We start from the raw sequence: 25,857 nt of genomic DNA, 5'->3' as shown, positions 1-25,857 counted from the left end.
TCATTTTCACTTCAATGCACAGGTAGATTACCCGTTTAAGCACTTAATAAACGAGGTGTTTTCCGGTAAATCTTACAGTTTGTCTAAAAGAAGAATATGAAAAATCATTTACAAAACCTTGCCTTTACGGTACTGATGATAATCAGCATTGCAGCCTGTAAGAATGCCGGCATCGAAACCGTATCTCCGGCCGCAGACGGTACAGAAAATTCAGGTTTGCGTGTAGCCGCAGGCACGACGTACTATGTGGATAATGCCAATGGAAGTGACAGCCGGAGCGGTACATCCCAGGGTAATGCATGGAAAAGTGTTTCAAAGGTAAATTCGGTTGTGTTTCAGCCGGGTGACCGCATTTTATTTGTTGCAGGCGGCAGCTGGACCAGGCAGCTGCATCCGCAGGGTTCGGGTACCAGCGGAAATCCGATCAGCATTGGCAGCTACGGATCGGGCAAAAAACCCCGGATCAATGGCGCGGGTGTTACAAACGGTGCTGTCTATTTCTATAACCAGCAATACTGGGAAATTAACGATCTCGAAGTAACCAATTTTGATCCGGCAGAGGTAAATGGGCAGAGCCTGGAAACCTGGGAGTCAAATAATACAACCAAATACGCCAATGCAGCCCGGCCGAAGCAGGTAGTCAATCGTGCGGCATTGAAAATAGGTATTCTGATTGCGGCACAGGATGCGGGCGAGATCCACCACATTTACCTCAATAACCTCGAAGTTCACGGCGTGAACGGATACATCAATCAGGCCGATGAAAACAGCAAGTATAACGGTGGCATGTGCTTCCGCATCACCGGCACTGCCACCCCGACCTGGTTCAATGACATACTCGTAAATAATTGCAGCATCCATGACGTGGACAGGACCGGATTATGGTCGGAGTCGACCTGGGCCGACCGGACGCTGACCGTAAACACCAACTGGAAACCTTCACTCAATGTGGTTTTTAAAAACAACACGTTCAGCAACACAGGTGCGAATGCCATGATCATTCGTGTTGCAGACGGGCCTTTGATGGAGCATAACGTGTTTGATCATTGCGTGATCAAGGCATCAGGGAATGCAGCATTTAATTTCAATACCGACAATGCAGTATGGCAGTTTAATGAGTCGCGCTATACCAAGGCAAATGTGGATGATGACGATGCGGGTGGGATTGATTCGGACTATAAAACTAAAAATACCATTATCCAGTACAATTATATACACGACAATGATTACGGAATCCTGATTACGGGCGGTCCGGGGAGATTCAATGATAATACCATTATCAGGTATAATCTGTTTATCAAAGATGGCAAATACAGCCACCCCGTTGATGGTAAATTCATGCTGAAATTGTCGGGCAATGCTACCAATACGTCGATCTACAATAATGTCGTGGATATTGGTCCGAGCCAGACAAATACAAAGATGGTTCGTTTCCACGACTGGGCCGGCTGGCCGTCTAATACGAATTTTTACAATAACATTTTTGACAACAGCGGTACCGGCACCACTTACAGTTTCGGCGGAAGTACCGGTAATGTTTTTGACTACAATTCTTTTTACAAAAACCAGGCAGCAGGCCAGCCCGTGCAGGTACATCCTATTGCAGGAGATATCAGGTTCGTCAATGCGGGAATACCGGATCCAAACGGCTTCAAACTGAAAGCAGGATCGGCCGGCTTATTGAGCGGGAAAGTAATTTCGGGCAATGGAGGCAAGGATTATTTTGGGGATACGGTATCCGCTTCGTCGGCTCCGAATATCGGCGCATATAACGGGCCGGGTTTGTAATTGCCGATCTGTTTTTTAAAAGAAATATCAATCCGCGTTTTCGTCCCGGACCGCATTCAAAAACCGCCGGTCGCGGCAGCGGCTAGCATGGTATTAATGCAGTGGATGGTGTATCTGGCCTGCATACCCGCGGGTCAGATTACATCACTTTTTAACAACTGACATCCATGCAGGACGAACCTATTTATTACATAGGAGGCGATGAGGAAGACCAGCATCAGGTAACCCGTGCGCTTGCGGAAATTGGTATTCCCAACAAACTCGTCCACTTTGAAGATGGTCCGCAGCTAATGGACCACATGCGCACAACACACACGAAGCCTTTTCTGATTCTTTGCGACCTCCGGCTGCCCGGCATGTCGGGATTGGAGCTCCGGGAGGAGATCAACAACGACAGGAAGTTGAGAAGCATGTCGATCCCGTTTATTTTCCTGTCAGAGTCCGTGCCGCCGCGGGACGTTGAGCGGGCCTATCTTTCACTTGTGCAGGGATTTTACCAAAAGCCATCCGATTACGACGAGCTCAAAGAGCAGCTGCAGATCATCTGCCAATACTGGGCAAGAGCCATACGGCCGTAGCTGAGAAGTGCTGATGCTGTGTACTTGTCGCTCAAATGGTGTTTGCCTGTCCGCAGCTGCTGGTAAGGTTTTTACAACCCTGACATTTTCCAATCGTCGGGATGATGGATCCAAGCTGATACCAGGCCCGGTGAGCAGGTGCAAACGCAGCAGCAGGCTGTTACCCATCAACAAACTTCATGAAGATTGCCGCATTAAGTGCTTTTGAAAGCCGTAATTACAGGTTATACTTTGCAGGACAGACGATTTCGCTTTTAGGTACCTGGATGCAGAAAACTGCGGTCAGCTGGGTAGTTTACTCACTGACCCACTCCAAGTTCATGCTTGGTGTGAGCATCTTTGCTACCCTTTTTCCGTCTGCAATGCTTACCCCGCTCGGGGGAGTCGTATCGGACCGTTACAACCGGTACCGGGTGTTGCTCGTCACGCAGGTACTGTCCATGGTACAGGCGCTGGCATTGACGCTGGTGGTTTATTTCAAGGATTATGCGATATGGGAAATTATTGCGCTGAGTGTAATGCTGGGCCTGATCAATGCATTTGATGTACCGGCCCGTCAGTCGCTGGTATACGAGCTGGTGGATGATAAAAAGAACCTTCCCAATGCCCTGGCGCTGAATTCATCCATGGTCAACCTTTCCAAGCTGCTCGGTCCGGCTATTGCCGGCGTGGCCATTGAGCGGTTTGGTGAGGTGGTTTGTTTTGGCGCCAATACTTTCAGCTTTATTGCGGTAATCAGTTCCCTGCTGCTGATCAGGCTGCCCAGGTTTACGCCGGTAAAGCATACCAAAAACATCCTCAGCGAACTTGCCGAAGGACTGGTTTACATCAGGCAGACCCCCGAGATCCGGTACATCATTATCATGCTGGCACTGGTGAGCCTGCTGCTGCTTCCTTTCACCAGCCTGATGCCGATTTACGCAAAAGATATTTTCCGGGGTACAGCTTCCACATTCGGTCTGCTCGACAGCGCTATTGGTTTTGGTGCATTGGGCGGAGCAATTTTTCTGGCGACATTGCCACCCGGCACCAACCTCAGCAGGATACTTGCCGTTAATACATTTGTTTTCGGCACGGGGCTGATTCTTTTTTCATACACCAGCCTGTATGCCCTGGCGCTGGTGTTCATTGCCATCGGTGCATTCGGGATGATGTCGCAAACTACCATCAGCAACACGCTGATACAAACCCTGGTAGTGCCGGCCATGCGCGGGCGGGTGATCAGCATTTTTGTGATGGCTTACTCAGGAGGTGTACCCATCGGGAGCCTGGTGGTCAGCTATGTTTCCCAGCATATCGGTGTACAGGCTACGGTATTGGCACAAGGTATACTGGCATTGCTCATCGGTATGCTGCACGTGCGCTACCTCCGGAAGAACAAACCCAACCGCCGGGTGGCCACGACCCGCAATCTGAATGAGGAAATCCCCCAGGTGTAGCCGGGGATGCGCCGCCTTTATCTCCGATATATGACCTCCCCGCAGTATGCCGCGCTTCGGAAGGAATGAGATTTTAATCTGCTCAACGTATTTCCCGGTACGTTCATGACCACTTAGTAAATACATGGCCTGTTTTACACCAATGGACCCACTCCGGGTTTGCCATGCATGTCTATTGCGTCCGAAAATCTCTTTGTTTGTATCTATTTACAGTTAATTAATGTTTTATGAAGAAACTTCTCCTACTCAGTTCCTTACTGATCATCAATTTGTACACATCCCTGAGCATTTGGGCGCAGCCGGCAGTCCAGTGGGACAAGACCCTGGGCGGAAAAGACGATGATTACCTGATGTCTGCCAATCCAACCTCCGATGGGGGATTCATTCTCGGAGGACGATCCGGAAACAATTCCAGCAAAACCGGGGAGCGATCCGAAGCAGGCCGCGGAAATACCAATTACTGGATCATCAAGCTGGCTGCCGATGGTTCCAAAGAATGGGACAAAACATACGGCGGAAATTATATCGATATCCTTTCGGTGGTAAGGCAAACCCCGGATGGGGGATATATCCTGGGCGGTTACTCTTATTCGGACGCCAGCGGGGACAAAACCCAGGGAAATGGTGGCCAGAGCATTCCCGGCGAACGTCAGGCTGATTTCTGGATCATCAAAATATCTGCCAGCGGAGCAAAGCAATGGGACAGAACGATCCTGAGGCGGGGGGATGAGCAGCTCAGTGACATCAGGCGGACTTCCGAAGGTGGCTACCTGGCTTGGGGAAGTAATTATTTCGTCAAACTGTCAGCCAGCGGGGTGCAGGAGTGGGAGCGCGCAAATACTTCATCGATCGGCAGCGACCGGGCAGGTAAGATCGAAATGCCAGACGGCGGGTTTACCATGGCTAATGTTGTCCCGGGCGGGTTCAGTATCACCAAATTGAATGCAGCCGGTGTGCAGCAATGGACGAAAACGTATAAAAGCACCGGCACAGGTACGGTAACTTCATCTCCGGTACTCAGGGTACTGGCAGACGGATACCTGCTCGGAGGATCATCCGATTACGGAAAGGGTGGAGACAAATCCGAAGCCGGGCGCGGGGGCCGTGATTACTGGATACTGAAAATTGCTTCCGACGGCCGCAAAGTCTGGGACAAACGTTTCGGCGGTCCGGAGAATGACGAGCTGAAAGCCATTGAGCCCACAGCCGATGGCGGGTACATGCTGACAGGTGTTTCCAACTCGAACATCGGCGGCGACAAGTCTGAAAAAGCCCAGGGCATTCAGGATGCATGGATCGTAAAAATCAGTGCATCCGGAACAAAACAATGGGAGCGGACCCTGGGTGGGAAAAAATACCAGCTGTACGACATATACCGGGGTACAAGCCAGTTACGGCTCAACAGACAAAATCCGGATGGAAGCTATGTGCTGACAGGATCATCCACCGGGCTTGCCAGCAGTACCAAGACAGGCGATGCATTGGGTAGCTGGATCATAAAACTGACATCGGCAGGCACCAAAGTTTGGGATAAGGTAACCGGCGGGTATGACAACAGCAGCATACTGAGCACCGCGGACGGAGGTTACCTGTTTGCAGGATCATCATCATCGCAGCCGGGTGCGATCAAAACCGAAAGTTCAAGGGGCGGGCTGGACTACTGGATCATCAAACATGCAGCGGAAGCAGCCACCAAAACGTTTACACTTCCCAGTCAGTCGCTTTCTTTTACATACAAACCCGGTGTCACTACGCCTCCGCAAACCCTGGCCGTGAAGACCAGCGGAACTAAGCCGGCACTGCGTTTTTTCAAATCAGCAAACAGCCCCTGGCTGACCGTACAGCAGAACACAGACGGTAACCTGACTTTCCGGGCTGATGGGACTGGCCTTGCTGCTGGCATTTACGAGGTGCTTGTGACGCTTTTTGCACCTGATTACAGCCGGGTGGTACTTCCCGTAAAGCTGGTGGTAACCAGCCAGGAGGCAGCCAATACAACACTCCGGATCAATGCAGGAGGCGGAGCTTTTGCTGCATCCGGCGGCAGGCAGTTTGTGGCTGATCAGTATTATTCGGGCATTGACCGTACCAGCCCGGTAAGCAGCGGCGATATTCTCAGGACGACGGACGACGAGCTTTATCAGACAGGCCGGTGCTCTCCTTCATTCAGCTATAAGATCCCTGTCCCGAACGGTAATATCAGCGTGATCCTGCATTTTGCCGAAACCTGGTTTGGTGTGCCGGGCCGGGGCGCGGGCGGCGCAGGCAGCAGGCGGTTTCATGTAAACATGGAAGGTATCCGCAAACTGACCGACTATGACATCTTTGCAGCAGCAGGCGGCGCTATGAAAGCCGTCATGCGGACGGTCCCTGTGATGGTAACAGACGGTGTGCTCAACATTGATTTTCTGACCGGCTCTGCAGATCTGCCCAAAGTGTCGGCCATTGAAGTACTGGTGACCAGTGCCATACTACCTGTGGTTGCCGATGCCTACATTTATGAAAATGAGCCTTTCAAAAACTATGGAAGCCAGCCTTCGCTTGAAGTCAAGAATGTGGAAAAAAGCTATGTGCAAAGACGGTCTGCATTTCTGAAATTCCCCATAGGGACAGTGGGTGAGGTAGGGTCGGCCAAACTGCGGATTTATGGTCATAACCAGGAAGATACGAAGGTGGTGAGCCTGCACGTGTACGGGGTAGACGACGACAGCTGGCTGGAAGACCGTATTACAAAGGAAATTGCCCCGGAAGCATCTACGCCTTCGCTGGGCTTTGCAGGCGTGGATCATGTTTACAGGTACTATGAAATAGATGTGACAAGCTATGTGAAATCCCAGCAGCAAACCGGCGACGCGCTGGTAAGCTTTTTACTGCACGATCCCAATTACCGGAATACCAGGCTTGTTTTCAACAGCCGGGAAAGCGGCTCCAATCCGCCGCAGCTGGTGATCCGGACCACGCAGCAGATGAATGCGCTCGCCAGGAGCGGGGAAGAGCCGGTGGAAGCTGTGCTGGAAGAAGATACGGAGAAAGGGGCAGAGCGCTCGGCGGTTTTCCCAAATCCGGTTACATCCCGGTTTACCGTACACGTATCCTCCGGACATAGTGATGATATTTCCTTTGAAATGGTAAGCCTGTCGGGTATCAGCCGTAAACTCGTCGCCTCAGAATCTGTAAAACCGGGGCATGATACCCAGCTTGATATTTCAAATCTTGGTCTGCGTGGCGGTGTGTACATGCTGAAAATACAGTCGGGCTCAGCAACGGAAGTATTAAAGCTGATGATGGCAGAAGGCAGTCAGCCCTGATCGATCGTTATTTTTGAATCAAATAAAAAACCTGATCCTATGGTCTGTGCCTCGGGATCAGGTTTTTTTGCAGCAGCCGGTGCGTTTCAGCGTGGTTCTGATTGTGCAGGTAGCGCTGTACATGCTGGCCTGTACCTCCGGCGGACCTCAGTACTGAATATCAAGATTGTACTTCGTCAGCAAGCCGGGCAGGCTGTGTACGGTAAACTTCGTCTTTTTGAGTGTATTGATTTCAGGATCGATAGAGAAGTTGTAATTCGTAGTGAAGTCCAGTCCGCTAAGGTTGGTATACGAAAATATCGCCGCATCCAGGTCGCAGCGCTCTATGGTACATTTGGACAAATCTGCATTGGAAAAGTTGACCCCGTGCATTTTACAATTCACAAATGTGCTCTGGTTCATTTTCCGATTGTCAAAACTGGCATAATCCAGGTTGCAGTTTTCAAATGCAACCGAGAAACCGAATGTCTTGGTGTCATTGAAATTGATACCGACGAGCTTGCAATCATTGAACCTGACGTTCTGTATCTTACAGTTTCTGACCATGGCGTTGCTCAGGTTACAGGAATGAAAAACGCACTCCATGAAGTCGGTTCCGGCTAATTTCAGAAAGGAACAATTTCTGAATTCCACATATTCGTAGCTGGCTTCCAGGTCGCTGCTGCCAAAGTCTTTATTCTCAATGAGCGTGTGCTCATGCCGGGCGGCTATTTTCCGTATCATCAGGTTTTTCTAAACGGTGGATCGCAGCCGGGAAACAGATTTTCGTTCCGGTGCGCTTTCAAAAATGGCTAAAAAGCACCTGACAAAAAAAAGCCGGCTGGAAATTCCTGCTCAGAATGTAAACCCGATAGTCATTCTGGATGATAAATAAGGTCTTGCAAAAAAGAAGCTTTCAGCGCCCGCAGCAATGGGTTTCAGGTAAAACAGGGAAGCATCAATGTACAATTTCCCGAACAAGCGCTGCTGGTAACCCAATGCCGGCGTTACACTGAAACCAGTGCTTACACGGCTGACCTCCGGAACCGACGGGAAGTCGCTCCTTGAATGAGCTTTGTTCCTGCCGTAACCTCCCGAAAAGGCAGCATAGGGTCCTGAAAGATTGCTTCCTCCTTTTCCACGGCGGGCCTGAAACTTCTGAAGAAAATAATACCGTAAACTTAAACCTGCATTTAAAGCAGTGTTCGTATTGTAGGTTTCACGGAAAATAGCCTGGTGAGCGAGGTAAATGCCTGCATCTGCCTGCACTGAAAATGAAGTTTTTCCTAATGCTCTTTCATAGGCAAGCTCCGACCGTACAACCTGGTTTCTGAGTCCCAGAACGAAGTAGGGTGCCTGTACTTTCCACTGTCCGCGAACCAGTTCATCACAGAATATAACATCACAAAGCGGAGCTGTGGCTGATTTTTTCCAATCACCCACAGCAAGGCCAATGTTGAACCGGCTTCCGAGCACGAAGTTCTCAGGGGCTACAAAAGCTGAGGAGCTTTGATAGTTGGAAAAGTATCCGGGTTCTCTCTGGTAAAGACCCAGCGCAAAGTCTGCAAAGCCATGGTTCAGGAAACGGGTTTGAAAACCAAATAAGAGCGCCGCCCTGCCGGTATTCGGATTTGGAAACCGTGCGGACCTATGCAGCAAGTGCTCGTACGAAGCTCCGATATACGCGCCGCTGAAATTATTTGCATTGAGTCCCTTGTCGATCCGCTTTTTCATGTTGTAGTACCAGCGCATTCTTGCATTTGCCCAGACATCCACATTGCGGTAGTCAAACCTGACCATTTCATGTACCAGGCCGGTATTATAGGGATTGAGCACCGTAAAAACAGATGCTTCAAGGGACAGTGAGGGCGTAAGTTTGTATTCATAGCCGAGGTGAAAACCTGCGCCCTGCAATTCGGAGCCTGTAACCGAAAGCTTGAAAATCTGCCGGGTCGGCACGCGGGTCATAAATACATTTTCATACCGGTCGATAAAGCGCTGCCTGACCAGGGTGTCAGCGTCTTGCGAAAAGAATACCTGTGTGCTGTCCTGTGCACGGGCCAGCGGGGTCATGCTCCCGATGAGCAGCACCAGCAGAAAGTTTTTCATGAAAGAAGGTTTAAAATGCAGCTACCGGATGGTCACATGACCGAATTCGGCGTTGATGCTGACGTTGGCAAGTTGATTCCGGTTGAAAAATGCCTCCTTAAAGTCCGCTGTATTGCGTTTCCATTTGAAACCATTGGGCAGCTTCATGGTAGCATAGGCACTTTGTATGGTGTAGTCGAATGTCTGCCAGTTCCTGGCCAGCAAGGTTATTTCTGCTTTTTTTGATCTGATACCCAGGCTGGTCAATGCGGCGGCCGGGTATATTTCGGCGTCACCATAGTCGGCATCCAGCCGCACTACTCCTGCCACCTGGTTGAGGCGCAGCCTGGTGTGGTCGCTTGTGAAGCTGAAAGTACCCGAAAGGTCCGTGGCCGTCAGTTCGCCGAAGGAGGTATTCAGCTGGCCTTGTCCGCTGAGGTTCAGCAGGCTGGTCGTACAGAAATCTGCTTTGAGCTGGATACTGTTGCTAAGACCTTTGAGGGTGATCGTGCCGAACGAATTTTTCAGGTCAACCCCGCAGGAAGCCGGCAAATGGATCACATACCGCGCCTTGATGTTGGAAACAGGTTTGCTTTCTCCTTCTTTCAGCACAATGTAATTTCTCAGGAAAAAGTCCCTTCCGCGACCGTCGGCGATGTACTGCACCTTGGACAGGTCGGAGGCAGCCATGCTTTTTTCAGGATGCCTGGCCGAAAGTTCGAGTACGATCGTGATTTCGGCCTTGTCCCAGGTGGTCATTTCAATGTCGGCCTTTTCAGCTGTAATGTGTAACATGCGTACAGCCGGGCTCCGGACGGTTTTTTCAATGGTTTTGGTAGCTACCTGCAATACTCCCTGCGCACGGGCAACACCGGAGAGCGAGAGCACCGGGAGCAGTACTGCGCACAGCATGTATTTATAAAAACTAAGGTGCGGTTTCATGTGCATTGTTTTAAATCAACTTGGCCATTTCATTCAAAATACCGGCTTTTTGTTCTTCCAGGATTGTAACCTGCCTGATCAGCGAGGCTTCCGTATTATAGGCCCCGATAGCTCTTTTCAGCTGGACCGAAGCATCGTTCAACTTTTCATATTCTTCCTGCAAACGTCTGTAATCCCGCGTATTGCAAACGATCGTTTCGGTTTCACAATAAGCTTTGAGCCTCAGGTACTGGGCATCCGCAAGGCTCGGTTCACCTTGCTGAAGACGTACATCCGCTTTTTCAGTCGAGTACGATATGCCGCGGTTCCATCCTTTCTCGTAGGTCAGCCATCCCAGGCACAGGCCGCCTGCAAGGAGTGCCGCGGCATACCACCATATCAATGCAGGTTTTTTTGCAGGAGCTTTCGCGGCAATGAGCTCCCAGAGCATACCGTCGGGCTCATACTCCGGCAAAGTATCCAGTGCCTGCTTCAATGGTTGTTCATTCAGTTTTTCACGCAGGTCCAGCCAAACCTGGTGACCCGGTTCGTAGGCAGGCAGCCGACCGATCGCATTTTTCAGTGTGTCCTTATTTTTTTCCATGTCCGTATCCGTATGAGGTGAGCATGCCCCGGAGCTTTCTTTTGGCATGAAACAATTGTGATTTGGAGGTTCCTTCGGAAATATTCAGCATTACTGCGATTTCGCGGTGCGTGTATCCCTCCACTTCGGCCAGCACGAAAATGGTGCGGAAACCATCGGGCAGCGACAAGATCGCGGTTTCAAGATGGGCTGCATTGATATCGTGATCGCCCCAGTCAATGCTTTCTTCCGGATAATCATCCACATTCTGCCACAAAACCACCTTTTTCTTTTTGGTCGATTTACGCACCACGATCTGCCGGATCCAGGCACCGAGTGTCGATTCACCGCGAAACTGATCGAGGTGGCGGAACACTTCCAGGAATGCATCCTGGATCACATCATTGGCAGCATCAAAGTCGCCCGTAATGCGGTAGGCTAGCGTATACATTGCTTTTTTATACCGGTCATACAGTTGCCGCTGTGCAACCCGGTCGTGCAACAGGCAACCCGATACCAGTTCCGCCTCTGATGTCATAGATGATCTTTAAGGTATTCAGGTTAAAGAGGCCGCCCAGGTGCCCAAAGGTTGTATGTCCTGAAAATTAAGCTTTACCAGATTTTCCTTTTTCCTGTAAATGCGCCGCAGAACCCTGGTCTAAAAAAAACCTGGAATGTAAGGTGTCATTTCTTACAGAACTTTCATTTACTTTGTAATGCAAAGTACTTTTAAACTATGTAAATTCATGAAAGTAAAGATGATCCTGCCGGCATTGACCGAAGCCGAAAGCCCGCTCTGGAGACCCATCAAGTACTCGCTTTTTCCGCCGCTGGGCCTGGCGACACTGGCTGCATTCCTGTCGCCCGATGACGAGATCGACCTGCAGGATCAGCATGTGGAGCAGCTGCGCCTGGATGACGAGCCTGACCTTGTGATGATCCAGGTGTATATTACCAATGCATTCAGGGCTTATCGCATCGCTGACCATTACCGCCGGAAGGGTTGCTACGTGATACTCGGAGGCCTGCATGTGACCTCACTGCCTGAGGAGGCGATGGCGCACGCCGACAGTATTTTTATCGGTCCGGGTGAGGACACGCTCCCGCGCTTTCTTACCGATTTCAGGAAAGGTGCTCCGCAGCGGGTGTATACTTCGGATAACCGCACCCTGGCGGGTATTCCGCCGATCCGCCGCGATCTTATCAAGCGGCATCTCTACCTGGTTCCCAATTCCATCGTGGTTACCAGGGGCTGTCCGCACCACTGCAATTTTTGTTATAAAGATGCTTTTTTCGGGGGAGGCAAAACTTTCTATACCCAGCTGGTAGACGAGGCGCTGGCCGAGATCGACCGGCTGCCGGGCCGACATCTGTATTTCCTGGATGATCACCTGCTTGGAAATACAAAGTTTGCAGCGGCGCTTTTTGAAGGGATGCGCGGCATGAACCGGGTTTTTCAGGGGGCGTCAACCGTAGACGCCATTTTGAGGGGAAACCTGATCGAGAAGGCTGCCGATGCAGGGTTACGGAGCTTATTTGTGGGTTTTGAAACCTTTTCACCGCAAAATCTCAAACAAAGCAATAAGAAGCAAAACCTTGAAAAAGATTACACAAGAGCCGTAAACAGGCTGCATTCGCTGGGCATTATGATCAACGGAAGCTTTGTTTTCGGGTTGGATGACGATGACCGCGACGTATTCAAACGAACCGTGGACTGGGGAGTAAACCACGGCATTACCACAGCTACCTACCATATTCTGACGCCCTATCCCGGCACGGCATTGTACCGGAGTATGGATGCCGAGGGCCGCATTCTCACCCATGACTGGGATCGTTACGACACGCGGCAGGTTGTTTATCAAACCAAAATACTACGTGCAGAGGAACTGGAAGCAGGATACTGGTGGGCTTACGAAAATTTTTACAGTTGGAAAAACATTGCGAAGTCCAGCCTGCACCACGATACGGTAAAGCACATAGCCAAGCATTTCCTGTATACCGGGGGCTGGAAAAAGTTTGAGCCGCTCTGGAATTTTATCATCAAAACCGGCGGTCTGAACACCATGCTGCCACTGCTGGAATCCATTTTGTCCAAAGTAAAATCCCGGGAAAACGGCAGCATAGTCCCGCCAGTTCCGGAAAACACGCTGGCCGGGCTGGTTGATTCATGAAGCGCAACCCGGAAAGCCGTATTTTCAGTTAAATGATCGCCTGAATTCCAGGGGAGAAAGGTTCGTCTTTGCTTTGAACAGCTTGCTGAATGACTGGGAATGTTCAAACCCGAGTGTGTAAGCCACTTCCCGCACCGTAAGGTTGGTTGTCGAAAGGTTTTCCTTCGCCTTTTCGATCAGTTTGTCGTGAATGTACTGTTGAGCATTCTGCCCGATCAGCGAGCGCAGCATATCACTCAGGTAGCTGGGCGACAGGTTGACTTTTTCGGCCAGGTAGGCGACGCTGGGCAATCCCTGATTTACGGATAGCTGATCTCCAAAATATTGATCCATTACCTCTTCGAGTTTCTGAAGGAGGTCATGGCTGATTGCTTTCCGGGTAATAAACTGCCGCTTATAAAAACGATTTGCATAGTTGAGCAGGAGCTCGATCTGCGAAATCACCACATCCTGGCTGAAATCGTCGATCCGGCTGCCGAGCTCTTTTTCAATCATTTTGAAAATGTCAAAGATCGTTGCCTTTTCCTCCTCCGACAGGTGCAGTGTTTCCCTGGTGGAATAAGAAAAGAAGCCATACTGCCTGATATTTTTGGCAAGAGGATACCTCAGAAGAAAGTCAGGATGGATGAGCAGTGTATACTCCGAACATGCGCTGGCATCGTTATCGTGGTTGCCCACTACCTGGCCCGGAGCGGCAAACAACAAGCCGCCCTCGTCAAAGTCATAGTAGCTCTGGCCGTATCTTAGTTTGCCGTGCAGCTTGGGTTTATAGGCTATTTTGTAAAAAGTCAGCACATGGTAATGCGGTATCGCTGACTCATTCACCTGCGTGTAGGTACCATTGATCAGGCTCACCAGCGGGTGCTGCGGTTTGAGCAGGCCAAATGCCCGGTGCGCCTCGGCCAGCGATTCTATTTTCCTGGGGCTGTTTTCTTCTTTGTTCATGAGGCTGATTTGAAAAGGATCACCGGTAACCTGATAGGGCCGGTGATCAGCAGCGATTCTTTAACGATTTTACTTTCCTGCCGGTTCGCGGCCGGATCAGCCCTGGGCAGCTATGGATACAGCCTCCCAGGCCTCCCAGGTAGCCAGTCGCTCTGCATAGACTTTCCGTACACCGGGCAAATTGTGGCTTCCCAGGAAAACCCGCAGCGGCGGCTGTGGTGCGTCAACAATCTTGAAGAGTGCCTCCGGGGTCGCATTCGGATTGCCGCGTTCCAATCCCCTCAGCGTACCGAAAAACTCCTGCTTATAGTGACCGTAAATGTCCAGACCCTGTGAAAATTTGAGTGATTCCTGGCTCCCGAATTCAGTGGCATAGGCGCCGGGTTCGATGATCGTCACGTGAATTCCGAACTGCTCGATTTCCGCCGCCAGACTTTCGTGAATGGCTTCAAATGCCCATTTTGACGAAGCATAGTAGCCGATCACCGGCAGGGTTACATGGCCGAGGTTACTGGATGTGCCCAATATATGGCCGCTTCCCTGTTCTCTCAGCAGCGGCAATGCAGCCTGGATCACCGCCACCGGACCAAGTATATTGGTTTCGTAAAGTGCCCGGATATCGTCTGCGCTGGCCTCCTCAATGGTAGCAACCAGGGAGTACCCTGCATTGTTAAGCACAACATCGAGCCGGCCAAAATGTGCGTGTGCCTGGGCCACGGTTGCCCGGACCTGCTCCCGGTTGGTTACGTCAAGTTCGAGTGTCAGTACGTTTTCGCCATACTTTTCATTCAGGTCGGCAATGCTTTCGAGCTTGCGTGCGGTGGCCGCTACCTTGTCGCCGCGCGAGAGGGCAGCCTCGGTCCATACGCGGCCGAATCCGCGGGAAGTACCTGTTATAAACCAGACTTTTGGGGTTGTTACAGCAGACCGTAGTCCCGTATTTTCATTTTGCGATTCCATCATTGTGTTTCTTGATATGTAACAATGCATCAAAGTTCTTCTTATGCAAGCAGCGATGTGTATGCAAATTGAGGGGATATGTAGCCGGATCGGGAAAACTATATTTTTACAAAATTCATTATATGTGTATCGGGTTGCAAAAAGTGCAGCAGCCTGGTATCCGAAATACAGACATTCAACATTACATTACCATTATGTCCATTACAAAAGAGTCAGAACTGGAAGGCATGCAGCAGGCCAGCGAAGCCGTAGCATACACATTGAAGCAGATGACCAGCTATGCGGAGCCCGGTATGACAACCAGGGAGCTTGATGATTTTGGTGCAAAAATATTAAGCGGATTCGGGGCAAAATCGGCTCCGCACACAACCTACGGATTTCCCGGCTGGACTTGCATCAGTGTCAATAACGAGTTTTGTCATGGCGTTCCTTCCGGTAAGAGAAAGTTAAAAGAAGGAGACCTCGTCAACATTGATGTATCCGCAGAACTGAATGGTTTCTGGGCTGATAACGGAGGTTCTTTTGTGCTGGGTCCGGATCTGAACCATCACCAGGCCCTGGTGACCGCATCCCGCGAAATCCTGGTTAAGGCAATCAGCAGCATAAAAGGGGGTGTCAGGATCGCCGATATCGGGTACCTGATGGAATCGGAGGCTAAAAAGCGTGGTTTCAAGGTGATCAGGAATCTGGCTGGTCATGGCATCGGAAGGGCGCTTCATGAGCAGCCCGACGAGCTGATGAATTACAGGAACAAATCTGACCAGAGACGGTTTAGGAAAAACGCCGTGGTTGCTATCGAGACTTTTATCTCAACAACATCATCCTACGCAACAGAACTCAGCGACGGGTGGACGATGGTGGGAAACAAAGGCGGGTTTATGGCACAGCACGAACACACGATCGTCGTCACGGACAAAGCCCCTCTGATACTCACAGCCATGAACGGAATATTCGATTGATATTGCGGATTAAATGATTTGCCCATAACCCGGTTTTCCCATGTCCTTCCCAAAAGAAAGGACATGGGTAACGCAGCTCAGACAACCAGCGTAGCCGGGCCGAATTCCTCAAAGTGGATCGCCTCCCGGACAATGCCGTTTGCGCTTAGATAATCGAAGTGCTTTTTAATGAATGCGCCCGGGCCGCAGATGTAGTAGTCGGCATCAGGGGCCAGCACCTGGCTGAGCTTGCCAAGGTCAACAAAGCCCTCGTAGTACCCGTCTTCCATGTCCTGCTCCATGGTGTCGTAAAAGGTATGTACCGACATCGCACCATGCTTTTCACCCAGCTCGCGCACCAGGTCCCTGAATGCGTGTACCCGGAAGCTCCGGCATCCGTGTATCCAGGTTACGGGTCTTTGCTTCCCGGCCGAGATGAGGTAATCCAGCATGCTCATAAATGGCGTCACACCCACGCCGCCGCTGATGAAGACGATGGGATTGGTTTTGTCGGGGTTCAGGGTAAAATCGCCTGAGGGGGCTGCCACTTCAATGATCGCGCCTTCTGCTATGGAGCTATGCAGCAAATTGCTGACATGCCCCTCCGGGCGCAGCTCATTTCCATGCTCTTTTTTGACCGAAATACGGTAATACCGCCCGTTCGGCGCGCACGAAATGCTGTACTGCCGGGGCTGGAAAACGTTAAGTTCAGGTACAAACAGGCGTACGGTAATATATTGTCCGGGAGCAAAATCGGCTACGGCTCCATGATCGGAGGGATACAGGTAAAATGAAGTGATCTCCTCCGATTCCCTGGTTTTTTGCTGAACTACAAAAGGCCGCCATCCGCTCCATCCGCCTTCTTTTGCCACTGCATTGCTGTACAATCCCGCCTCAACCCCGATCATCATGCCCGCCAGCTGCTGGTAGGCAACTCCCCAGGCATCAATCAGCGCGGGTGATGCGGCATCGCCCAGCACTTCGCCGATGGAAGCCAGTAAATGTTTGCCTACGATGGCATACTGCTCCGGCCTGATATCCAGGCTTACATGCTTGTTGGCGATCCGGTTTACTGCCCCTGCCAGTACCCCGGGATTATCAATGTGCTCCGCGTAGGCCAGTACAGCCATCGCCAGCGCAGTAGGCTGGGCACCTGTATGCTGATTAGCTGCATTGAACACGTTTTTCAACTCCGGATTTTGTGTCAGCATGCGGTTGTAAAAGTAGGTGGTCAATGCAACTCCGTTTGCTTTCAAAACCGGCACGGTAGCTTTTACAAGTTCTCTTTGTTCATTTGTCATGATGATAAATATATAAATACCTTTTTATCTTTTATTCAAAGTTAGATCAAATCTATTAGAGGACAAGAATATCTTTATTTATTTTTGATCCTAAATTTTCAGGTAAACGATGGCTGTATTTTCAAAAACGTGCGAGTATGCGATCCGTGCTGTGCTGTACATTGCCCACAGGTCGGCCGACGGAAAGCGGATCGGGATCAGGGATATAGCTGCGGGCATTGACTCCCCGGAAGTATACCTGGCCAAGATCCTGCAGGATTTGAGCAGGAAAGGCATTATCAGTTCGGTTAAAGGTCCAAACGGGGGTTTTTACATGGATAGCAATGCACTTTCCAGGCCTTTGAGCGATGTTGTTGAAGCCGTGGACGGCAATGGCCTTTTTACGGGATGTGCACTGGGACTGAAGCAATGTTCTGAAATCCGGCCCTGCCCCCTGCACGATCAGTTCAAGGTAATCAGGGGGCAGATCAGGGACCTGCTGAATACCACCAGCATCGGCGGGTTCAATCAGGAGCTGCTTCAGGGGGCATTGTCACTGAAAAAGTAAAACCCTGCGTACAAGCAGCTGCCCGGATTGTGAAGACAGCTGCTGGTGTTGCTTTATTAAGAAATACCTATTTAAGAATTTCTAAAGCCTTTTCAAGCAATTCATCGCGTCCTTCCCTGATGCCTGCAATGGTGGGTTTTACCTCCATGTCGGGAACAATACCGACCTGCTGGGTTTCACGGCCGTCGGGATAATACACACCGATCCCGCTTATGCCGGTACGGATATTACCGGGCAGCACAATGGGCGATACATTCCCGTCGGCGGCCGCAGTGGTACTTCCGATAATGGTGATATCCGGTGCTGTGGAAAATGTCATAGCAGTATATTCAGCCTGGCTCAATGTACTTTCATTGACAATCAGCACGATTTTACCCTTGTAATAATCCGGGTTCGTTTTGCCGGTTTTCAGTTCGGGCGTAAAGGTGAATAATCCGGGCACCTGCATACTTCCATGCGTAAATTTTACAAATGCACGGGCTTCGGGCAGCAGGAATGGTGCAAAAGTAAATACCATGAAGTCGGCAGGGTAGCAACGCATATCAATGATCAAGCCCTTTGTTTTAGAGATTTCCGGTAAAATCTCCGGCAGGTAGCTGTTTTTGTACCTGCCCGGAAAAAGATAAGCCACGTCCGGGCGGATCAGTTTAAAGCAGGTATCCTTCTTGTTGAAGTTGGCATAAATGTTGATCTTCTCTTTCGCATAGGCAGGAACCTGCACATCCATCGTCCTGGATGCCCGGCTGATCCGGACGGTAATCAGGGAATCATTGCTCCGCAGCAGGTGGGGTGCCATGTTCCTGAGGCGGACGGGCATGTTGGAGCCGGCTGTATAGGGCAGCTTTTCCCGGATGATGTTGCTTACATTTTTTTCATTGATCTGCTCAATGACGTCCCCAACCTGAAGACCAGATTGCTTCGCAAGCGATTGATCATAAAAATCGGTCACTACCGGCTTGCCTTCTGCAAAAGAGAGCGATGCTGCGGCATACCGGCGGCCAAAATATGCATCCAGCGCCGGACTTTGATTGTACAGGTCAGCGTGCGTGTCTTTCACCCTTGTGATCAGCTCAAGAGCAGCCAGCTGGTAAGCAGTCTCGTCGGTTGCATTCACAAAGCGGGGCACAAATTCGGTCAGCACGGCATGCCAGTCTTCCCTGATCAGGTGTTTGTAGGGAAAGTAGTATTCGATCATGTTCCAGTACCGGAACAAGCTGAGCAGCCTGAACCCGGCATCCGGAAACGCCATACCGGCATAAGGTTGTTCATTTCTGAAATCGGGATTTCCTACTCCGGGTTGCAGGCCAATATAGTAGCTGTCTGCGGTTCTGGAGGCGTTTCTGATCGTATCGAGCAATGCTTCCACGTCTTTGCCGAAGCCTGCATTTTTGATCCAGCCGAGCCCGGGTTTTAAAGCAGCGCGTTCATCAACGGTGTAGTCCGACCCGCCTCTGACCGGACCCAATCCGGATATCCACTGGTACAATGCCTTTTGTTTGCCGGCAGCCGGAACGTTGCCCGTCACCTGCGGCAGGATGCGGAACAGCTCGTAATCCCAGTTGTGGTCGCCGCTGGCAACCGCAGGGTGGTGGTATTTCAAAAATCCCCAAAGCTTGCCCAGGTTACTCAGTGTGGTAATTTGTGCTGGTGACAGTTTGCCCACCGTGTAGCGGGAGCCTGCATCAAATTCCTTGTCCGACAAAGCAGCAGCCGGTTTTCTGAGCGGAGCCCTGGCCAGGGGTATACCATCTATTAACACCTCGAAACGATCAGCCCACAGAGATCCCTGACCAACCAGTAAAGCGCCGATATGTATTTTTGCAGCATTGGGAGGATAGGGAAGCTTGACGCTGTATTGCTGCCAGTCGCGGGTACCCCGGATGCCCTGCGATTGCATATTTTCAAACTGCAGGGTGCCCGCATTCCCGTCGATCCGCAGCATCAGACCGATGCTCCCCGTCACGCTGTCGAACTTCATGTAACCCCTCAGTTCGATCTGTTTTCCCTCGTATATGGCTGGCAGCGTACTTGCAGCACAGCCGAAAGTGCCGGGTTTGATCTCGGCCGGGGCTTTCAGAAGCACCGACCGCCTGCCCTCAAAATGTTGTGCACTGTCGGTAGTTACCTGGTAGCCAACTCCCCACTGCATCCATTTGTCAGGCAGTTTCTGGCCTCGTAATACCTGTTCAAAGTCAAGATTGAATTCATCACTGGTTTGCGCCTGAGCAGATAAGACGAAGATTAAAAAAAAGGGGAGAAGAAGTTGTTTCAGCATAATCCGTACAGGTTGTTCACGGGAATAAAGTAACCTGTTGTTTCCTTCCTACTTGCCGGCTTATTTACCGGAAACAGGATGTGCTCCCGGTTACCGCATTCCGGGCGGGTTAATCTTCAATTTTGGAGAGGATGCGCAGGATTATTTACTTTCCGAGCCTGCCTGAATTTACAATAAGGGGTATGTTTTTGTAAAAAATGAGCAGGGTATTTGCTGGTAAATCCAGTCTTGAAAAGAATTAACTTTAATCTCGATTATCTCCTGCCAGCATTTTACATTTGATCATCATTAAAAATAAAGCCGATGGAATTTACGGATCTGTTGAAGCAGATTGAGTTTATAAAAGAAGTAGATAAGCTTAAATACATTCTTCGCAAGACCAAGCTGATCAACAGCGACCGCAACGAAAATGATGCGGAACATAGCTGGCATTTATGCCTGATGGCTTTTGTGCTGGCAGGTCATGCCAACTTTCCGGTCGACCTGCTCAGGGTTATTAAGATGCTGCTCATCCATGACATTGTTGAGATAGATGCCGGGGATACGTTTATTTATGATACACAAAAGAGCCACACCAATACCGAGGAGGAAAGAACGGCTGCCAATCGCATTTTCGGGTTGCTGCCTGATGAGCAGGCCGGTGAGCTGATCGCCATTTGGGAAGAATTTGAAGCGGGAGAAACCCATGAAGCAAAGTTTGCCCGTGCCATGGACCGGCTGGAACCCTTGCTGCAGAATACATCCAATCAGGGTGGTACGTGGAGTGAGTTCGGTGTGACGTACGAAAAAGTATTTGCCAAAAAACAGGTGATCCGTCAGGGATCCGAAACCATCTGGCAGTATGCCGAGCAGCTTATTAATGACAGTGTTGAAAAGGGTATCCTGAAAAAGTAGAGATCCGGCATAATGCCTGAGCCGGCTACCAAAAGCAAGCTATAATCCGCAGTACAATGAATCTGAAGAATCTTGCAAATGCCTTTTTGCTGCCTGTATGTTTGATGGGTTGCAGTGACGATAAAGCGGAAAGAAAGCCGCTTTGTACCGAAAATCTTAATGCCATTGTGGTTGCAGTTGCCGGAAGTCCGCTCACCGGCTTCTATACGGTACGGCTGGCCACTTCGGATACCATCAGGCCGGTCCGAAATGCATTGACGGGTAATAACTATTTAGTGCTGGATGATTCTTTTCGGGCTGTCATTGCCGGGCAGCAGGAACAATTTCAGTTTACCGGTATCCGGGGTGACTCCATGATCAGGGAAACCTACGTGATCCGAGCGGATGAATGTCATGTATATAAAGTCAGCGGAAGAGCATCACTTTGATGGCTGCGAGCACCAACTATTTTCTCTATTTTATCTGGTTAAAAATACTTTCTGTTATATATAACAAATTTATATATAATTGATACCTTAGGTGTAGGACTAAACAAACTTCCTATGCTCATACATTTCCTATCGTTTGGCTGGCGCCGGATTTGGCGTGAAAAGCAGGTCAACATCATCCGGATTGCAAATCTGAGCATTGGACTGGCCAGCGGGTTGGTGATATTCCTGGTCGTCAGTTACATGCTTACTTTCGACCGGTACCATCCGCATGCCGACCGCTCTTACTGGATTGTCACGGACATTCACCGGGAGTCGACCATGCAAACCGATGCTGCGCCCAGACCCTTGGCGGATGTGCTCAGAAGGACTTACCCGTTTGTCGAAAGTGCTGTACGACTGGAAACGATCTTTGGCAGGATGATGAGTGTACCTGACGGCAAAGGAGGATGGGCAAAAAAATTCAACGAAGCCAGGAACATGTGCTTTACGGAGCCCGAGTACTTCAATTTGTTTGGTGTGGAGTGGGTAAGTGGAAATCCGGAAACTGCCCTGTCTTCTCCCAATACCATTGTGCTCAGCGAACGTTACGCCGAGAAATATTTTAATACACCGCTGCCTCTTGGCAAAACGCTTAGGTTTGACAACCGCGTTAATCTTACCGTCACAGGCATCATCAAAAATCCGCCGGCCAACACCCAGCTCCGCTATGACGGCCTGATTTCCTATGCCACTATTCCGGCGCTCGAATCACAAGCTGCAATGCAGGACTGGCTGGGTCTTCAAAGCATGTGCTTTGTGCTGATGCGTCCGGGGGCAGCGGTGGATCAGCTGAACAATGCATTGAAAGTGGTGAGAAAGAAATTTTTGCCGCCCGCCGAGTCGGATCACTTTTCCTACCATGTACTTCCCCTCACGGATCTGAATCATGAGCGCAGCGGGATGGCGCCACGGCCGGTACTGTATGGACTGATTGCCGTAGGCTTGATGCTGGTGGGTGCTTCCTGCATCAATTATATCAACCTGGCTACCGCACAGGCATTGCAGCGCTCGCGGGAAGTAGGCGTGCGGAAAGTGGTGGGCAGCAGCCGGTACCAGCTGCTGAAACAGTTTATGGTCGAAACAGCACTGATCACCATGCTTTCGGTTGCCGTAGCACTCATCCTGACGCAGCTGGCCATGCCGGTTGTAAATCAGGTCCTCAATGACCAGGATGAAACACTCAAACCCACCATTTCCATTGCCGACCTGATGGATCCCGCAGCATTGCGCTGGTTTTTGCCGCTTTTGCTGATCGTAATGCTGTTGTCCGGTTTGTATCCGTCCCTGGTACTGTCCGGCTTTAATCCTGCCAGGGCACTTGCCGGGCGGCTGGGCAGGGCGGCTGGTGGGCTGAACATTCGCCGGGCGCTTATCACGGGCCAGTTTCTGCTTACACAGCTTTTCCTGATCGTGGTGCTGGTGATTACCGCACAGTTGCGTTATATGCAAAAGACTGACTGGGGGTTCAGTCACGATCGCATGCTGGCAGTATGGTTGCCGCAGCAGGTACCTGCACAGCATCAGCGGCTTGCCGAAGGGTGGCTCGGCGTGCCGGGCGTCCGGTCGGTTTCTTTCGCGAGCGATCCCCCTGCTTCGCCTTACAATCGTCCGGTATCTTTCAGCTACCACACTGCCACAGAGCCTGAATCTTTCGAAACGCGGATCAGGGCAGTGGATGAAAATTACCTTAGTGTGTTCGGGCTGACCCTTGTTGCAGGCCGCAACTTTGATGCTGCTGACACTGCCGGCCGGCAGGTGCTGGTGAGTGAAAATCTGGTCAAAAGACTGGGCCTTACGTCTCCCACTCAGGTCATCGGCAAGTCGATGCGGGTTAAAGATGCCGAGCGTACCATTGTGGGTGTTGTAAAAGACTTTCGCAGCGGCGACCTGCATTCGCCGGTTGTTCCGGTTACCCTGATCCACGACCTTGGTCATACTGCCATGGCCGTACTCTCCTTTGAGGCAAAACCGGCAGCTTTACCCGAAAAAGTCATTGAAGGAGTTTGGGATAAGGTTTTGCCTGACCAGCTGTACAAATCTTCGTCGGTCAGCGGCATGCTTGCGTCGTTTACCAATATGGAAAGTCTGCTGGCAGGATTTGTTCAGATCTTCGCCTGCATTGCCATTGCCATGAACTGCCTGGGCTTGTACGGCCTGGTTACCTTTATGGCCGAGACCAGGGCAAAAGAAATCGGTATACGCCGGATACTGGGCGCGCGCACCGGCCAGATGCTCTGGATTTTCGGCAAAGAGTTCAGCCGGCTGATGGCAATCGGGTTTATCATTGCTGCACCGCTGGGCTGGTGGCTTACTGCAGGCTGGCTCCGGCAGTATGCACACCGGATCGAGGTGGATGGCTGGCTGCTGCTGGCTACCATTTTCCTGATGGCCGTCATTACAACCATCACCATTCTTGGCCACGCTTTGAAGGCAGCCGCAGCCAACCCCGTCAATTACCTGCGGGCACAATAGGTAAGGTTATGAAGATCATGACAAAATAAAAAAGAGATTGTTCGCAGGCTGATTTCTGAGAAGTTGCGGTATGCCGGCAGGTATCCTGATTTCACGTTGGCAAAGTTTTATTAGAAACTGCTGGCATAACAGTGAACTGTGAAAAAGGCCGGGAATTTCCTGGTCTGTATCAACAACTTCTTATTATAACTTCATCAATATGTCTGAAACAAGTAATTCAACACTACAAAATCCAATAAGCAAGTATCCTCAGCCTCCTTTCAACAAGCAGCCTCAGCAGGTGCCGGGACTGGCTTTGAAGATGGATCCCCAGCCGGATCACGGCGAGAAGACCTACAAGGGAGCCGGAAGGCTGGCAGGCAGAAAAGCCCTGATCACGGGAGGAGACTCAGGGATTGGTCGTGCGGCTGCAATCGCTTATGCCCGCGAGGGAGCCGACGTGGCAATCAACTACCTACCGGAGGAACAGGCTGACGCAGACGAAGTAATTGCACTCATTGAGGCGGAAGGTCGCAAAGGATATGGTATCCCGGGTGATATCACGCATGAAGCCTTTTGTCAGGAGCTGATTGCACAGGCTGTGGAAAAATTGGGAGGATTGGATATTCTGGTTAACAATGCAGGGCACCAGCAGGCAGTGGATTCCCTGCTCGATCTTTCCTCAGAGGGTTTTGATGCTACCATCAAAACCAACATTTATGCGCCTTTCTGGATTACCAAGGCGGCCTTACCACACCTGCCCGCAGGCTCAGTGATCATTGCAACTTCATCCGTGCAGGCGTATGATCCGTCCGAAAACCTCTTTGATTATGCCCAGACCAAGGCAGCCAATGTGGCTTTTGTAAAGTCGCTTGCCAAGCAGCTCGGACCGAAAGGCATTCGTGTGAACGGAGTAGCACCGGGTCCGGTGTGGACGCCTCTGCAGGTGAGCGGCGGTCAGCCACAGGACAAAATTGAGGAATTTGGAAAAACAACACCACTTGGAAGACCGGGCCAGCCTGCCGAACTTGCATCCATATACGTGCAGCTTGCTGATCCGAATGCCAGCTACTCTACCGGCCAGATTTACGGCGCGGCGGGTGGCAGCGGACATCCCTAATTTGCAGGAAATATTATTTAAAAAAGCAGGCACGATGAAAGTCGTGCTTGCTTTTTTGTTTTATAACCAGTTATTAGCAGCTCGTTTCCGAAATACCTGTATCACCGATCAATCCCAATACTTACACTATGGAACAGGCCAGCACACAGCATGAAGTTCAGACTCCAATCCAGAATGCTTTTTCCCAGACCTTTTTTCATGGAACAAAAGCAGATCTGAAAATCGGGGATCTGATAACGGTAGGGTTCAATTCTAACTTTGTCGATAGAAAGTTGAAGCACATTTATTTGTCCGCAACCCTGAATGCAGCGGTTTGGGGCGCGGAACTGGCATCCGGAGAGGGGCGTGAACGCATTTATCTGGTAGAAGCAACCGGTCCGCTCGAAAACGACCCCAATGTGACGGATAAGAAGTTTGCCGGTAATCCGACTATGTCATATCGCTCCCTGCATCCATTTAAGGTAATCGGAGAAGTGACAACTTGGCAAAGCCATACGTCTGAACAAATCCGGGCTATGAAGGACGGACTGGAAAAGCTGAAACAATTGGGAAACTTCGTGATAGAGGAATAGAATTACCCGTAGCTAGAAGTTACGGAGCTTGCACTCTACCGCCACGGCAGAGGTCTTTACATCGAATTTGAAATCATCAAAATCAGGCTTGCTTACTCCTGAAAGGTAGAAGTTGGAAAATCCGACTCCTTCTTTGGGTATGCCCACAAAGTTTTTGTCCAGCTTCCCGTTTTTATTCTGATCATCAATCAGTGCAATGCCGTAGGTACCGGCAGGCAGGTCAAAATTTACCTTTAAAATACCATTACTGACCGAGGTTTTGGAAAACTGATGTTTGAATGCAGCTTTCTCATCCTTAAAGTTTTGCTGATTGGTAAACACGGCAACCAAAATCTGCCCGTCCCGGGATTTAATATTGGAGATCGTCATGCTGATGTTCTGCGCCTGTACCAGTGCGGCAAGCAGGCAAAAAGCCAGCGTCAGAAAACCGGTTTTTCCGGAAAGTGTGGATGCATGCATATAATTAGGATTGCTGTTTATCTTGGTTAACCTCATTATCGAAGCATCAGGTTAAAAATTGTGCCAAAAA

22 protein-coding genes are annotated in these 25,857 nt (G+C 50.5%); 12 read left to right on the top strand and 10 right to left on the bottom strand.

Annotated elements, in window-relative coordinates; translation table 11 throughout:
- Nucleotides 1-96: 96 nt before the first annotated feature.
- From HWI92_RS16780 to HWI92_RS16765, 4 genes are all read left to right on the top strand, one after another.
- Complete coding sequence (locus HWI92_RS16780; RefSeq protein ID WP_204657408.1) at nt 97-1,788, top strand: right-handed parallel beta-helix repeat-containing protein; 1,692 nt, start codon at nt 97-99, stop codon at nt 1,786-1,788.
- Between the two features lie 167 nt (nt 1,789-1,955).
- Nucleotides 1,956-2,366, top strand: coding sequence for a response regulator (locus tag HWI92_RS16775; RefSeq protein ID WP_204657406.1), 411 nt, complete (start codon nt 1,956-1,958; stop codon nt 2,364-2,366).
- 179 nt (nt 2,367-2,545) lie between these two features.
- Nucleotides 2,546-3,805, top strand: coding sequence for an MFS transporter (locus HWI92_RS16770; protein WP_204657404.1), 1,260 nt, complete (start codon nt 2,546-2,548; stop codon nt 3,803-3,805).
- A 227-nt stretch (nt 3,806-4,032) separates the two neighbouring features.
- Nucleotides 4,033-7,113 (top strand): CBM96 family carbohydrate-binding protein, encoded by a 3,081-nt coding sequence (locus HWI92_RS16765; RefSeq protein WP_204657402.1) that lies wholly within the window; start codon nt 4,033-4,035, stop codon nt 7,111-7,113.
- 147 nt (nt 7,114-7,260) lie between these two features.
- Here the strand turns inward: HWI92_RS16765 and HWI92_RS16760 are convergent, their stop codons facing one another.
- The 5 genes from HWI92_RS16760 to HWI92_RS16740 form a co-directional block, all read right to left on the bottom strand.
- Nucleotides 7,261-7,836, bottom strand: coding sequence for a pentapeptide repeat-containing protein (locus HWI92_RS16760; RefSeq protein WP_204657400.1), 576 nt, complete (start codon nt 7,834-7,836; stop codon nt 7,261-7,263).
- Between the two features lie 111 nt (nt 7,837-7,947).
- Nucleotides 7,948-9,201 (bottom strand): hypothetical protein, encoded by a 1,254-nt coding sequence (locus tag HWI92_RS16755; protein WP_204657398.1) that lies wholly within the window; start codon nt 9,199-9,201, stop codon nt 7,948-7,950.
- A gap of 21 nt (nt 9,202-9,222) precedes the next feature.
- Nucleotides 9,223-10,122: a hypothetical protein gene (locus HWI92_RS16750; protein WP_204657396.1), complete on the bottom strand. Its 900-nt coding sequence runs from the start codon at nt 10,120-10,122 to the stop codon at nt 9,223-9,225.
- A 10-nt stretch (nt 10,123-10,132) separates the two neighbouring features.
- Nucleotides 10,133-10,705 (bottom strand): hypothetical protein, encoded by a 573-nt coding sequence (locus HWI92_RS16745; protein WP_204657394.1) that lies wholly within the window; start codon nt 10,703-10,705, stop codon nt 10,133-10,135.
- Complete coding sequence (locus HWI92_RS16740) at nt 10,692-11,222, bottom strand: RNA polymerase sigma factor (protein WP_204657392.1); 531 nt, start codon at nt 11,220-11,222, stop codon at nt 10,692-10,694. The genes HWI92_RS16745 and HWI92_RS16740 overlap by 14 nt, the downstream gene beginning before the upstream one ends.
- Before the next feature lie 208 nt (nt 11,223-11,430).
- Here HWI92_RS16740 and HWI92_RS16735 point away from each other — a divergent pair, with 208 nt between their 5' ends.
- On the top strand, nt 11,431-12,855 hold the full coding sequence (locus HWI92_RS16735; protein ID WP_204657390.1) for a B12-binding domain-containing radical SAM protein: 1,425 nt from the start codon (nt 11,431-11,433) through the stop codon (nt 12,853-12,855).
- Nucleotides 12,856-12,879: 24 nt separating this feature from the next.
- Here the strand turns inward: HWI92_RS16735 and HWI92_RS16730 are convergent, their stop codons facing one another.
- Both HWI92_RS16730 and HWI92_RS16725 read right to left on the bottom strand, forming a co-directional pair.
- The gene (locus tag HWI92_RS16730) at nt 12,880-13,800 is read right to left on the bottom strand and encodes a helix-turn-helix domain-containing protein (RefSeq protein WP_204657388.1); all 921 of its coding nucleotides are present in this window, start codon (nt 13,798-13,800) and stop codon (nt 12,880-12,882) included.
- A 96-nt stretch (nt 13,801-13,896) separates the two neighbouring features.
- Nucleotides 13,897-14,763, bottom strand: coding sequence for an SDR family NAD(P)-dependent oxidoreductase (locus HWI92_RS16725; protein WP_229248136.1), 867 nt, complete (start codon nt 14,761-14,763; stop codon nt 13,897-13,899).
- 191 nt (nt 14,764-14,954) lie between these two features.
- Here HWI92_RS16725 and map point away from each other — a divergent pair, with 191 nt between their 5' ends.
- Nucleotides 14,955-15,719 (top strand): type I methionyl aminopeptidase, encoded by a 765-nt coding sequence (gene map, locus HWI92_RS16720; RefSeq protein ID WP_204657386.1) that lies wholly within the window; start codon nt 14,955-14,957, stop codon nt 15,717-15,719.
- A 77-nt stretch (nt 15,720-15,796) separates the two neighbouring features.
- Here map and hmpA read toward each other — a convergent pair whose 3' ends face one another.
- On the bottom strand, nt 15,797-16,999 hold the full coding sequence (gene hmpA / locus HWI92_RS16715) for an NO-inducible flavohemoprotein (RefSeq protein ID WP_204657384.1): 1,203 nt from the start codon (nt 16,997-16,999) through the stop codon (nt 15,797-15,799).
- A 109-nt stretch (nt 17,000-17,108) separates the two neighbouring features.
- Between hmpA and HWI92_RS16710 the strand changes: the two genes are divergently transcribed.
- Nucleotides 17,109-17,546, top strand: coding sequence for an RrF2 family transcriptional regulator (locus HWI92_RS16710; protein ID WP_204657382.1), 438 nt, complete (start codon nt 17,109-17,111; stop codon nt 17,544-17,546).
- A 67-nt stretch (nt 17,547-17,613) separates the two neighbouring features.
- Here the strand turns inward: HWI92_RS16710 and HWI92_RS16705 are convergent, their stop codons facing one another.
- Nucleotides 17,614-19,821 carry a S41 family peptidase gene (locus HWI92_RS16705; protein ID WP_204657380.1) on the bottom strand — a complete coding sequence of 736 codons (2,208 nt, stop codon included), beginning with the start codon at nt 19,819-19,821 and terminating at the stop codon, nt 17,614-17,616.
- A 303-nt stretch (nt 19,822-20,124) separates the two neighbouring features.
- On the opposite strand from HWI92_RS16705, the gene HWI92_RS16700 reads away from it, so the two are divergent.
- The 5 genes from HWI92_RS16700 to arr all read left to right on the top strand — a co-directional run bounded on the left by HWI92_RS16700 (nt 20,125) and on the right by arr (nt 25,328).
- Nucleotides 20,125-20,715 carry an HD domain-containing protein gene (locus HWI92_RS16700; protein WP_204657378.1) on the top strand — a complete coding sequence of 197 codons (591 nt, stop codon included), beginning with the start codon at nt 20,125-20,127 and terminating at the stop codon, nt 20,713-20,715.
- Nucleotides 20,716-20,771: 56 nt separating this feature from the next.
- Complete coding sequence (locus HWI92_RS16695) at nt 20,772-21,143, top strand: hypothetical protein (protein WP_204657376.1); 372 nt, start codon at nt 20,772-20,774, stop codon at nt 21,141-21,143.
- A gap of 114 nt (nt 21,144-21,257) precedes the next feature.
- Nucleotides 21,258-23,657 carry an ABC transporter permease gene (locus tag HWI92_RS16690; RefSeq protein WP_204657374.1) on the top strand — a complete coding sequence of 800 codons (2,400 nt, stop codon included), beginning with the start codon at nt 21,258-21,260 and terminating at the stop codon, nt 23,655-23,657.
- A gap of 199 nt (nt 23,658-23,856) precedes the next feature.
- Nucleotides 23,857-24,756, top strand: a complete 900-nt coding sequence (locus HWI92_RS16685; RefSeq protein ID WP_204657372.1) for an SDR family oxidoreductase — start codon at nt 23,857-23,859, stop codon at nt 24,754-24,756.
- Nucleotides 24,757-24,884: 128 nt separating this feature from the next.
- Nucleotides 24,885-25,328, top strand: a complete 444-nt coding sequence (arr, locus tag HWI92_RS16680) for an NAD(+)--rifampin ADP-ribosyltransferase (protein WP_204657369.1) — start codon at nt 24,885-24,887, stop codon at nt 25,326-25,328.
- Nucleotides 25,329-25,340: 12 nt separating this feature from the next.
- Here arr and HWI92_RS16675 read toward each other — a convergent pair whose 3' ends face one another.
- The gene (locus tag HWI92_RS16675; protein WP_204657366.1) at nt 25,341-25,787 is read right to left on the bottom strand and encodes a DUF2141 domain-containing protein; all 447 of its coding nucleotides are present in this window, start codon (nt 25,785-25,787) and stop codon (nt 25,341-25,343) included.
- Nucleotides 25,788-25,857 lie beyond the last annotated feature (70 nt).

The organism is Dyadobacter sandarakinus (assembly GCF_016894445.1).
GTDB lineage: Bacteria > Bacteroidota > Bacteroidia > Cytophagales > Spirosomataceae > Dyadobacter > Dyadobacter sandarakinus.
This window is presented reverse-complemented; position numbering and strand designations above follow the sequence as displayed.

Excerpts from the sequence above, each read along its gene's own strand:
- HWI92_RS16740 (WP_204657392.1), bottom strand. The coding sequence starts at position 11,222 with ATGACATCAGAGGCGGAACTGGTATCGGGTTGCCTGTTGCACGACCGG.
- HWI92_RS16745 (WP_204657394.1), bottom strand. The coding sequence starts at position 10,705 with ATGGAAAAAAATAAGGACACACTGAAAAATGCGATCGGTCGGCTGCCT.
- HWI92_RS16710 (WP_204657382.1), top strand. The coding sequence starts at position 17,109 with ATGGCTGTATTTTCAAAAACGTGCGAGTATGCGATCCGTGCTGTGCTG.
- arr (WP_204657369.1), top strand. The coding sequence starts at position 24,885 with ATGGAACAGGCCAGCACACAGCATGAAGTTCAGACTCCAATCCAGAAT.
- HWI92_RS16750 (WP_204657396.1), bottom strand. The coding sequence starts at position 10,122 with ATGAAACCGCACCTTAGTTTTTATAAATACATGCTGTGCGCAGTACTG.
- HWI92_RS16760 (WP_204657400.1), bottom strand. The coding sequence starts at position 7,836 with ATGATACGGAAAATAGCCGCCCGGCATGAGCACACGCTCATTGAGAAT.
- hmpA (WP_204657384.1), bottom strand. The coding sequence starts at position 16,999 with ATGACAAATGAACAAAGAGAACTTGTAAAAGCTACCGTGCCGGTTTTG.
- HWI92_RS16705 (WP_204657380.1), bottom strand. The coding sequence starts at position 19,821 with ATGCTGAAACAACTTCTTCTCCCCTTTTTTTTAATCTTCGTCTTATCT.
- HWI92_RS16695 (WP_204657376.1), top strand. The coding sequence starts at position 20,772 with ATGAATCTGAAGAATCTTGCAAATGCCTTTTTGCTGCCTGTATGTTTG.
- HWI92_RS16765 (WP_204657402.1), top strand. The coding sequence starts at position 4,033 with ATGAAGAAACTTCTCCTACTCAGTTCCTTACTGATCATCAATTTGTAC.
- HWI92_RS16725 (WP_229248136.1), bottom strand. The coding sequence starts at position 14,763 with ATGATGGAATCGCAAAATGAAAATACGGGACTACGGTCTGCTGTAACA.
- HWI92_RS16755 (WP_204657398.1), bottom strand. The coding sequence starts at position 9,201 with ATGAAAAACTTTCTGCTGGTGCTGCTCATCGGGAGCATGACCCCGCTG.
- HWI92_RS16690 (WP_204657374.1), top strand. The coding sequence starts at position 21,258 with ATGCTCATACATTTCCTATCGTTTGGCTGGCGCCGGATTTGGCGTGAA.
- HWI92_RS16730 (WP_204657388.1), bottom strand. The coding sequence starts at position 13,800 with ATGAACAAAGAAGAAAACAGCCCCAGGAAAATAGAATCGCTGGCCGAG.
- HWI92_RS16685 (WP_204657372.1), top strand. The coding sequence starts at position 23,857 with ATGTCTGAAACAAGTAATTCAACACTACAAAATCCAATAAGCAAGTAT.
- HWI92_RS16675 (WP_204657366.1), bottom strand. The coding sequence starts at position 25,787 with ATGCATGCATCCACACTTTCCGGAAAAACCGGTTTTCTGACGCTGGCT.
- HWI92_RS16780 (WP_204657408.1), top strand. The coding sequence starts at position 97 with ATGAAAAATCATTTACAAAACCTTGCCTTTACGGTACTGATGATAATC.
- HWI92_RS16735 (WP_204657390.1), top strand. The coding sequence starts at position 11,431 with ATGAAAGTAAAGATGATCCTGCCGGCATTGACCGAAGCCGAAAGCCCG.
- HWI92_RS16770 (WP_204657404.1), top strand. The coding sequence starts at position 2,546 with ATGAAGATTGCCGCATTAAGTGCTTTTGAAAGCCGTAATTACAGGTTA.
- HWI92_RS16775 (WP_204657406.1), top strand. The coding sequence starts at position 1,956 with ATGCAGGACGAACCTATTTATTACATAGGAGGCGATGAGGAAGACCAG.
- map (WP_204657386.1), top strand. The coding sequence starts at position 14,955 with ATGTCCATTACAAAAGAGTCAGAACTGGAAGGCATGCAGCAGGCCAGC.
- HWI92_RS16700 (WP_204657378.1), top strand. The coding sequence starts at position 20,125 with ATGGAATTTACGGATCTGTTGAAGCAGATTGAGTTTATAAAAGAAGTA.